An 8,651-nucleotide genomic window follows, 5' to 3' on the forward strand; every position below is an offset into this window, starting at 1 on the left:
GATGGCAGAGAGGTCACACCCGTTCCCATACCGAACACGGAAGTTAAGCTCTCTAGCGCCGATGGTAGTTGGGACCTTGTCCCTGTGAGAGTAGGACGTCGCCAAGCAACTTTAAGACGAGTCAGAATGACTCGTCTTTTTTGTATGCTTTCATACCTCTATCAATTGCATTTTTAACCCCTTCTAAATAAGAAAATCCATATTTTTTATCTGGCTCTAAGTAAGTTCCTTCCGCCCACTCGTTCCATGCGTTAATAAATAAAAACTCGCTGTTATAAAAAGAGTAAGTACGATGAATTTGCTTGCTTAAATATATGGTGAACTTTTCAGGGGTAGAACCTACAAAGATGCTGCTATTCGCGTTTTTACGTCGTGCAGTATTATCCCAATCAACAAAAGCCCCGGGAAATGTTTTTTTCTTTGGGAGCGATCGTTGTAATATATACATCCATACTTTATCGTAGTCCCAAACATTTAATTGCATATCAGAATCATATATTACCTTATTTATGTCTGAAGAGCTATCATGGGCAATTGTATAGAAAGGTTCAAACTGAATGCTGGCATCGAATCCATTTATATTAGGTAGTGGAAAACTGTTTAATGTTTCAGCAAAGTATATACCTTTTAAACCATTTTCTCGCGCTAATGCATTCCAGTAATTAAGCATTTTTTCACAATCAGGAATATGTCCTGGACGATAAATAATGAATAGAGGTTTATCATCTATATAAATATATCTCTCATCTTGGAAAGCCTGTAATAAATAATCAAAGTGTTCCTTCCAATCAGATATATCTCCGTAGTCTTGAGGCATTAATATATGTTTATCGAGACCATCCCAAGATTTTGTCCATGGTTCATTTGCCCAAGAAAGACAAAAAGGGAAGTCAGGTTCCTTCATCTTTAGTACCTCATTAAAGGGTGTTTCTAATAGTCTTTTTCCCTTAAACCAGTAATGATAATAACAAAAACCATATATACCGTATGCTTTAGCGATTTCCGCTTGCCACTTTCTTACGGAGGGGGTAGTTAAGTCGTAATAAAAATCTTGATAAGGTTCCCTAGGTTGATAATGTCCTGAAAATAAAGGTCGTGCACTTTTAGTATTTGTCCATTCAGTAAATCCTTTCCCCCACCATCGATCATTTTCTTTAATTTGATGGAATTGTGGTAAGTAAAAAGCGATTATTTTCAAGTTATATCCCCCTCATGTTTTTCGTAGTTCAAGTGTTGGGAAGTTATTCTTGATTTGGTGAAGCAATTTTAAAACAAGAGATATGTTATCTGTTTACTGTCTTTTTATGGTATGTATTGGATTTTTTTAAGCTTACTTAATAAGAGAGTATTAGGTAATTTGATATATAGCTGAAATAGAAAGTGCTTTTCGTCATGAAATTTATTACGTTGAATGAAAGGAATTAAATTTTTTGAAGGACAAAGAGGGCCTGTGGTAATCGATTTACATCATCAAAAAAGTCTTGTAGCTTTAAATATTTCTCATAATGATTTTCAATATAAGTCCTAGGTATAACAGTTTCTCCGTAAAAACTACTATTTCTAACATCTCCTGCACCAGTAGGACTGTGAACAAATTTGCCGTTTTCATAATCCGAGATGGCGCGATGTATATCTGGAAAAGCTTGAGATAAAGTTTTATGCCATCCTGTTTGAATTAATTCAGGATGTTCTTGGAATTGTTGACAAAAATCAAGAAAATAGCGCGCTTGTGTTGTTGCGATGAAGATTCCACCAGGGCGAAGAACTCTTGAAAATTCTTTTACCCAATTTTCGGCAGTTGCTTCGGATAAATGTGAGAATACAGAATAAGCGAATATGATATCTAATGAATTGTCACTAATAAATTCTACAGGGGGATGTGGACTTGCTGTTTTATATATCCCTCTTCCTAGTGTTTCATTACAAAGTGTGATCATCGCAGGATCGACATCAATGCCAAGTAAATTTTGATCAGAGGCATCTTTAAATAAGAAGCGTATAATTCTTCCCCATCCGCAGCCGAAGTCTAAAACTTTACTTTCTTTATTCAAGGGAACCCCTAAATTTTGGGCGTATTCTTTTATATGTCTATAAAACAAATATGCTTCGTAAAGAGCATGTTCATAGGAAGCACCTACAAATTGTTTTTGAATTTCTTCAGGAGGAAACCTAGGTACGGGAACCCCATTTATCGTTGTTTGTGAACAACTTTGTATAAATAAATTTAGAAGTTCGACATCAGATAGTGAATTAACAAGATGATCAAAATCACTTCCTAACTTAAATTTATTCATTTGTTAAACCTCCGAATTATATAGTGATTAAACTTTATTTTCTTGCTTTTTACTAATAAAAACATGTAAAAATTCAGCATCTAACCCTAGTGATCTATCCTTTTGTAAATAAACAATGGTATACATGTTTGCGTGTGTATAAATATATTCAATCATATCCTGCCCCCAATCGAACGTTACTAAAGATCCATTCTCATCAATAGGGTTTCCATGATAAATGGGCTCTTCAATATATTCAATCACTTCTTGATTCATTCTTGCTCTTTGCACAGTTTTTGTGAGTGTATGATACCAAGGGACAGTAAATACATGAGCGCCGCCAGGTTTTAATACTCGTTCTATTTCTTTAAAGGCTTTGTTTGGCGTCATTACATGCTCAAAAACGTCTTGAGTAATGAATAAATCAAAAGATTCATTTTCAAAAGTCATGTCTTCTAAGTTCTCACATCTAATACCTTGAAAGTATTGGCCAAGAGGATAATTTCTAAAGTATTGAGAATAAGTATAGTTTTTACAGTTTTTTAATAGTAGCTGAGTTGTAATTCCTCCAGGAGAGGATTCGTGGATACTATAGGAATTCCATTTTGGAAAAAATGTATGCAAGGCATGGATTAAAGCTCGCTGCCTTGGTATAGAGTTACATGTAGAACATAAATAATGATCTCTAAGCCAATCATTATGCTCTATAAATGTAGCTTTCTTTTCGCAAATAACGCAGTACCCATTATTGTGTTTCAAATTGATTTCCACACGACATCCCTCCTATGTTAAATGCAATCTATTTATGGAAAGTATGATACACGTCAACAATCAGCGAAATCAAAGGGGGAATGGGTGAAAGTTAGGTATCTCTTAAAATTGCGATTAGGAGAAGGGAATAATCAGTTGAAGAGAACCCCCAATCGAATTAAAGTTTCACTTTATGCTATGCGATGCATCAGCTTTTATTCATGGGAAAATGTATAGACTTAAAATATCCCTTTCGTGTATGGATACATTTCAAAATCCTGTGTGTATATTTCTGTAACTAAATCCATAGTTTCTTTATCATAAAAGCTTTCGTATGTTGGAAATCGTGGGAAGTCTGTATCTGTAATGCTAAGTTCTGCATAGCTCCCTGCATAAATCATCTTGTGTGCGCGATGATGATCTGAATTTGTAAGAAGTGCTAAAGGGGATTTTATCAAATCGTACGTGTGTTCTAGTTTGGTGATTTGTGTATTAAAATCTTCTAAAGGAATATAACATTGGATGAAGTTTTCTTCACCAGGGACGTATTGTTGACTAAAATGTATATCTAACGCTAGAGAATTGGAGCTGAATGCCTGAACGTAATATAAAAATTGTTTAAATGATATTCCTTGATTACTATATTTGTCATTATAAAAATAATGACGGATACTTTCCCATTGAGGGCTAGCATATGGGTTGTCAGCAAGTAATAGAAATGAGCTGACAGCCCTTGTATAGGGATTTCGCACAAGTTTACAAACATCCTTTTTACCCTCTAGAAGACCATTTTGTAACTCTGGTATGTAATTTGTATTGTTCTTATACACCCAGAACTCATAGTAATGAATAAAGTCATTGTATTTCTTTGCTTCAGTAAATAATCCGATTTGAAAAAAGAACCAATTAGCTAACGCGGTGCATCCGCTTCTATGACTCCAAAATAGTATAATTGGAAAGTCTTTATGGTAATGCGGAATTCGATCTTTATGTAGAATTACATGATTTAAAAGTTCTTGATTTATATTCTTCATGAGTTCAGCACTCCTTTTTGGGAAATTTGTGTATGTAGACGTTTTTTTATGGGTTAAACAAGTGAGGATTGTTTATTAAATATATTCATGGGGATGAGTAAATATTATGAGTGTTTTTGCAGTCAATCTGAATAAGGAAGCTATTCTAAAATGAAAATAGAAAATAAAGATAATGAAAATTTATAACAAACATACAATGATAAGAAGATGAATAATCGAAATGATCCAGTTTATTTGTGTATATTTTTAGGTTTGACGACGGGAAAAATTTATTACTAGAGAGATGATATTATGAGGAAGAATAATTATTTAATAGTAGGTGGAAATAGTTTCATTGGTATCAACCTCGCATTGGGTTTATTGAAACAGGGGCAAAATGTAAAAGTATTTTCCAGACAGATAAATAATTTTCCTCAAAATATTGTAAGTGAAGTTGAATTTATTAAAGGTGATTTAAAAAATGTTGAGGATATATATAAGGCTTTAGTGAATATAGATATTATTATTTATTTAGCTGCGACGTCTAACGTAGCAACTTCAATTGAAGATGTTTTCGGTGATATTAATAGCAGTCTATTTTTTCTTAATTTCATGGAAAGTGTTAAAGATTTTCGTATTAAAAAAATTATATTAGCTTCTTCGGGAGGCACAGTTTATGGTGAACCTGAATATTTGCCTATTGATGAGAAACATCCATTAAGACCACTTTCCCCGTATGGAATAACAAAAGTTTCGCTGGAGAATTATTTGTATTTTTATAAGAGAAAATATGGAATAGATTATGTTGTATGTAGATATTCTAATCCGTATGGAAAATACCAAAACCCCTTAAAAAAAGTAGGGGCGATAAATTGTTTTTTGTACCAGCATCTCAGTAATGAAAGGATTCATATATATGGGAATCCAGAGGAGATTATTAGAGATTATATTTATATCGATGATTTAGTTGAAATTACTATACAACTAGCACAATTAAATCAATTGAAATCTTGCGTATACAATATAGGGAGTGGCAAAGGTCTTTCTTTAAAACGAATTATAGTGGAATTAGAGAAAATAACAGAAAGAAAAGTGGATTTTATCTGTTACAAACAAAAACAAGAGAACGTTCAAAAAATCATTTTAAATATTGATAAGATAAAACAAGAATTGAATTGGGAACCTAAAATAGATTTTAAACATGGGATTAGATTAAATAAGCTATGGATTGAAGAGTTCTTATATAGTAAAAAATAATAACCCACACTCTACTTGTATAAGCAGAGCGTGGGTTATTATTTTGCTTCTTTTTCTATAATCCAAAGGTCTTGATGTTCCCACCAAAATCCTTCAGTATACTTTTTGATAATTGGGTTATGGGGTAATAATTTAATTTTGTCACACACGTAAGAGGGACTAACTATCGTTTGTCCGTATTGATTCACATCTAAATCGAATTGTTCACTAGAAGAGAGAAACCAATAGCCCTTTTCATTTAAATTTGGAAACCCGAAGTATTTTTTGCTTTGATAGCCATGGGTTGTGAAAATGAATAAACCACCAGGTGAAACAGCGTTATACAATGTTTGCAGCCAACGAAACCAAGTTGTATCAGGCATATGAGAGAAAAAGGATAGACAAAAAACGATATCGTACGTAGAGGAGTCCAATTTTAACTGTTCAGGCTCAGGATGAGATAATATAGAAGAATTATTTAATTTGTTTTCAATAAAGGAAATAGCCTCTTCGTGTATATCGCAAGCGGTTATACTCAAATTCGCTTGTAGATTTAATAAATGACGTGTTACGCAGCCGTATCCGGATGCAAATTCTAACAATTTAATTGGATTGCCTGTAGGAGGATAAAGGGAAGTAATTAAGTTTAAGAGTATTTGTGCTGAGTTTTGCCCATCTTTAAAGTAGTAATCTATCGCTTCTTTTTTTGATGGGAAGACGGGATTAGTGACAATGAACTGAAAGATATGATCCTCAGGATGGATACTTGCATTTACATTATATTTGTGTGCGATTTGAGAAATTAAATCTTTATGTTCCTCTATAAAGTCTTTCAAAGAGTATTCCTCCCTTAAGTAATAGTAGCAACTTACAAGAGATATTGATGGCATAGAAAGCACATGTTTAAATTTTTAAGTATGCTTTAAGATGCTTTCTATATGTATACATTTTCATTTTAGAAATGTCGTCGATAGTAAATCTTTCTTTAATGAAATTTTGCATTTGTACAACTTCATTGTAATGGGAGTATGAATCTTCTGTTCTCGTTACGCTATTTAAATGTCGTCTATGATAGTTTAAGGGGGATGGATTGAAGTAAATATCTCCCTCTGTAAGAAGAGAAACATAGAAAAACCAATCACCAGCTATTTTGAACTTCTCTAACTGTTTTTCTGTTTTCTTCATATCTATATTTTTAAAAACTACACTTGAAACATTAGGTATAGTGTTTTTGATAAGTAACGTATCTTGTATTTCTTCGACGCCTTTTCGAAAATAGGGGCCTTTCCATTTTTCTTTATCGATATCATTTGTGTAATTTAAATAATGATTAGCCAATACATTTCCTTGTTCATCAATTTGTTTTGATTGTGTGTAACTTAAGGTAATATTGTTATTTATATAAAACCCCTGTATCACCTCTTGTAAAAATGTCTTATCGCATAAGTCATCGGCCTCTGCGATCCAAATATAATCACCAGTTGCTGCAGAGACTCCTTTTATCCATTGTTTAAATACGGAACCAGAGTTTTTATCATTAATAATCTGTTGAACCTTCAGGTGGGGCTTATTTTCTTTTGAGAGCAGCTTTTTAAAAGTTGATACGCTATGATCAGTGGAGGCATCGTCTAAGAAAATTAGTTCGTAAAGAGGGTAGGTTTGGTTTAAGATTGATTCGATTCGAGCAGGTAAGTATTTTTCATAATTATAGTTCGGTATGATTACACTTATCTTTTTGTAATTATGTTCGAGAAGATCTAGTAATTGATAAATGTAATTAAGAAAATTGAAGTTTTTTTCGATAAGTTCTTGGCCAAAGCTTCCCTTTTGTAATCGTAATCCCTCATCGTGAATAAATTCATATATTTTCTCTAGCATTTTGGGTAAATTTAAAAAATCTACTAAGGCACCAGTTTTTTCTGTAACAACATCTTCAAAACCTCCAGCATTTTTAAACCCTATAACAGGAAGTTTTGCATCTAATGCTTCTAAAACAACATTTGGAAAAGGATCTTCCCTTGAAGTTAATAAGTATAAGTCAGCCCCGGCGTTATATAATCCGATATCGGGAGTAGGATCGACTAATGTGAAATGTGCTTTATATTTAGGGGGCAGTGTATTCAGGAATTGAACGTCCGTTCTCCCTACCCAAATGAAATGAATATCCTTGTGAGTCTTTCGTACTGAGTAAGAGATAAGTGAGAATAAATCTATTCCTTTTCGATAATCTGCGAAGCCTACACCTAAGATAATTTTGCTATCTAGAGGCAGGTTAAGCTTCTTACGTAACTCATTTCTAGCTTTTGCGATATTGTTTTTATAAGGATTGTGGTTAAACAAACCTTGAGGGAGAATGTGACATTTTTGAGGATCCAATTCAGTGATTGTACGAAATTTTTCATATACGTATTGTGAAGGGAAGACAACTTTGTAAGCAAATTCAGCGATGTTTTTAGCTTTCCCTTCAGCAGAGTACTGTTGTATTAAATGCGGTAATTCATGTATTAATGAAACAACTTTTATATTGTGTCTAGCTAGTAATGCAACGATATCGCCACTTATGACAGTGCTACATATGGCGAGGGTAAAATCCTGTGATAATAAATCCTTTATTAATAATTCGACCTTTTCTTCTGTTTGATAACCTTGCTCGAGACAATAAACAGGACCGTACTTTTGAAAATCTGGAATTAAAATACCTGATCCAATAGAGATAATTGCAACAGAGTAATCAAAGTTTTCTTTAAGAGCCTTAATAGTATGTAAAGAAAGTAGCTGTGCTCCGTGGAAGTGGGCATCATGGGATACATAAATTATCTTTTTATTAACATGCATTTCATAACGCCTCCTAAGTATATTAGATTTTAAAGGTAAAGAAGAGAAGTGTTTTATTTATAATCTCCCTAGAGATGAGCAGGAGGGAGGACGTACTAAAAGAAAAAATACTATCCTTAATATATATTTACTTGGTCTCACATTCATTCTTTAGAAAAGTATTAGTATTAAGTTAGAGAGTGTAGGCTGCAGATTGTTAGTTTGAATACATAAGTTTAAGAAGTTCTAAGGCTGTGTTAGAAATTAAGACAGGGTAAAGCTTTTATGATTTATAAAATAAAAAAGATAAAAGGTATTGACGGTTGATCTACGGGGGTGTAATATAGAACAAGTCGCCGATGACATTAACGTCGAAAGCGACAAATGAAATAAAAAACTTAGTTGACATCAATTAACGAAAGTGTTAACATAAGGAAGTCGCAAATGAGCGACTAAGTAGTTCTTTGAAAACTGAACGAAACAAACAACGTGAAACGTCAATTTTTATTTTAGATGCTAGACAAACTAACTTTATTGGAGAGTTTGATCCTGGCTCAGGATGAAC

At 33.2% G+C, this 8,651-nt stretch carries 7 protein-coding genes and 1 rRNA gene; 2 read left to right on the forward strand and 6 right to left on the reverse strand.

Annotated features, from left to right (window positions below; genetic code table 11):
- Nucleotides 1–107 (forward strand): 5S ribosomal RNA (gene rrf, locus MR107_RS28005); the annotation flags it as partial.
- A gap of 14 nt (nucleotides 108–121) precedes the next feature.
- On the opposite strand, the gene MR107_RS28010 is transcribed toward rrf, so the two are convergent.
- From MR107_RS28010 to MR107_RS28025, 4 genes are all read right to left on the reverse strand, one after another.
- Nucleotides 122–1,198, reverse strand: coding sequence for a glycosyltransferase WbsX family protein (locus MR107_RS28010; protein WP_000690995.1), 1,077 nt, complete (start codon nucleotides 1,196–1,198; stop codon nucleotides 122–124).
- A gap of 223 nt (nucleotides 1,199–1,421) precedes the next feature.
- Nucleotides 1,422–2,294: a class I SAM-dependent methyltransferase gene (locus tag MR107_RS28015; protein WP_001031897.1), complete on the reverse strand. Its 873-nt coding sequence runs from the start codon at nucleotides 2,292–2,294 to the stop codon at nucleotides 1,422–1,424.
- 27 nt (nucleotides 2,295–2,321) lie between these two features.
- A complete protein-coding gene (locus MR107_RS28020) occupies nucleotides 2,322–3,044 on the reverse strand; it encodes a class I SAM-dependent methyltransferase (RefSeq protein ID WP_000405126.1) in 723 nt (240 codons plus the stop codon).
- Nucleotides 3,045–3,262: 218 nt separating this feature from the next.
- Complete coding sequence (locus MR107_RS28025) at nucleotides 3,263–4,057, reverse strand: sulfotransferase family 2 domain-containing protein (protein WP_025688562.1); 795 nt, start codon at nucleotides 4,055–4,057, stop codon at nucleotides 3,263–3,265.
- Between the two features lie 291 nt (nucleotides 4,058–4,348).
- Between MR107_RS28025 and MR107_RS28030 the strand changes: the two genes are divergently transcribed.
- Nucleotides 4,349–5,293: an NAD-dependent epimerase/dehydratase family protein gene (locus MR107_RS28030; RefSeq protein WP_242292998.1), complete on the forward strand. Its 945-nt coding sequence runs from the start codon at nucleotides 4,349–4,351 to the stop codon at nucleotides 5,291–5,293.
- 38 nt (nucleotides 5,294–5,331) lie between these two features.
- Here the strand turns inward: MR107_RS28030 and MR107_RS28035 are convergent, their stop codons facing one another.
- Together MR107_RS28035 and MR107_RS28040 are read right to left on the reverse strand one after the other, a co-directional pair.
- Nucleotides 5,332–6,108 carry a class I SAM-dependent methyltransferase gene (locus MR107_RS28035; protein ID WP_242292999.1) on the reverse strand — a complete coding sequence of 259 codons (777 nt, stop codon included), beginning with the start codon at nucleotides 6,106–6,108 and terminating at the stop codon, nucleotides 5,332–5,334.
- A gap of 67 nt (nucleotides 6,109–6,175) precedes the next feature.
- Nucleotides 6,176–8,107, reverse strand: a complete 1,932-nt coding sequence (locus tag MR107_RS28040) for a glycosyltransferase (protein ID WP_000558370.1) — start codon at nucleotides 8,105–8,107, stop codon at nucleotides 6,176–6,178.
- Nucleotides 8,108–8,651: the final 544 nt, after the last annotated feature.

This window comes from Bacillus cereus group sp. BfR-BA-01441 (assembly GCF_022663075.1).
In the GTDB taxonomy this organism is placed as follows: domain Bacteria; phylum Bacillota; class Bacilli; order Bacillales; family Bacillaceae_G; genus Bacillus_A; species Bacillus_A cereus.